At 37.7% G+C, this 1,387-nt stretch carries 1 protein-coding gene; it reads right to left on the bottom strand.

Annotation, left to right across the window (positions count from 1 at the left end; genetic code table 11):
- Positions 1 to 193: 193 nt before the first annotated feature.
- Positions 194 to 1,309 (bottom strand): RNA-guided endonuclease InsQ/TnpB family protein, encoded by a 1,116-nt coding sequence (locus DIS06_RS19895; protein WP_110114980.1) that lies wholly within the window; start codon positions 1,307 to 1,309, stop codon positions 194 to 196.
- Between the last annotated feature and the right edge of the window lie 78 nt (positions 1,310 to 1,387).

Raw genomic sequence — 1,387 nt, 5'->3', positions numbered from 1 at the left:
GTCAACTACCCGCCACTTAACGCTCTTGCGAGCTGTTTGAAGTGGGGGCTTGCGTCTGTCGCAGTTCGACAGTGCTTCTACCCTCATAGAGAGCAACTACGCTTGTTCCTACCCAGTAGTGCGAACGAGCCATGCTCTCCTACCTTAGTATGGCGGAACATAAGGACGGTTGACTTCGCCCCTACCACAAGAGTTATACTCCTGTGGTAACTACACCAATATGTTCAATTCCTTTTCGGTGTAGATTCATTGCGCCAATACGGTCATCATTTGATTGGTATTGGCAATTTTTGCACTTAAAAGTGTGTAGCTTTTTATTGCGATTTGCTTTTTCAATATGTCCACATTTAGGGCAAGTTTGAGAAGTGTATTTTGGGTCTACAACAATGACCTTCTGCCCATTTAATTCAGCTTTGTATTCAAGCATTTGACGGAACTGGTAGAAAGACCAAGATACAGAAACATAGCGATTTTTCACTTGTACTTTTTCAGTCGCATTACGAACACCTGTTAAATCTTCTAAAACAAACATTGTCCCTCTAGGGTATTTATCAACGAGTGCCTTTGTAATTTGATGGTTTACATCAGTCACATAACGGTTTTCTCTTGACCCGATTTGTTTTAGTTTCTTACGAGCAGACGGTGTCTGTCGCATTTGTAACTGTTTGCGAGTAGCTTTAAATATACCGCGCTTATGTTTAACAATGTTTCCGTTGTAGAAAGTGGTTTTGCCTTGACTATCATAAGTGGTTGCTAGGAAGTTAATGCCTAAATCAACACCAACGATATTCTTTACATCTACAAAATCTAGCTTTTGATACTCCTTTGTCACGGGGATGTGTAAGAACCATTTTTTATATTTATGCACTAATTTAGCAGTACCAAATTTCCAAGTGCCATTGAAGTATTTCTTCATCGCCTTACGCTCATAATGTAGTTTTAGACGACCATCAAGCGTATTTACACTAAATTGATTCTTGGTTAGTGAGTAATCACGATTCCACACAAGGTCATATTCTGGAAGGTTAAATTCAATCATAGACCATTCATGTCCATTTGATTTAGCAGACTTGTAGCGGGCAATGACCGTTTTCATTACAGATTGAGCCATTTGGCTTTTAAGTCCAAAATGATTTCGCAAATCAGAATAATACAAGTCATTAAGTTTTACTTGATTTAGATTTTTCGTTTCGAATATGCGTTCCGATAGCCAGTTACAAGCCTTACGATAAGCATTGATTGTTATTTTTAGACTTTCAGCTTGTTTATCAGAAACATAGATTTGTATTTTTGCAGTAATGGTTGTCATTATTTTCACCACCTTTCACTAACTATATTATATCAAACTTTTAGTGAAAGTTAAATAATTGAAATAGAGAAAGGAGGG

It is taken from the genome of Bacillus sp. CGMCC 1.16541, assembly GCF_003184905.1.
In the GTDB taxonomy this organism is placed as follows: Bacteria; Bacillota; Bacilli; order Bacillales; family Bacillaceae_H; genus Priestia.
The sequence above is the reverse complement of the archived record's forward strand: the minus strand, read 5'-3'. Positions and strand labels throughout refer to the sequence as shown.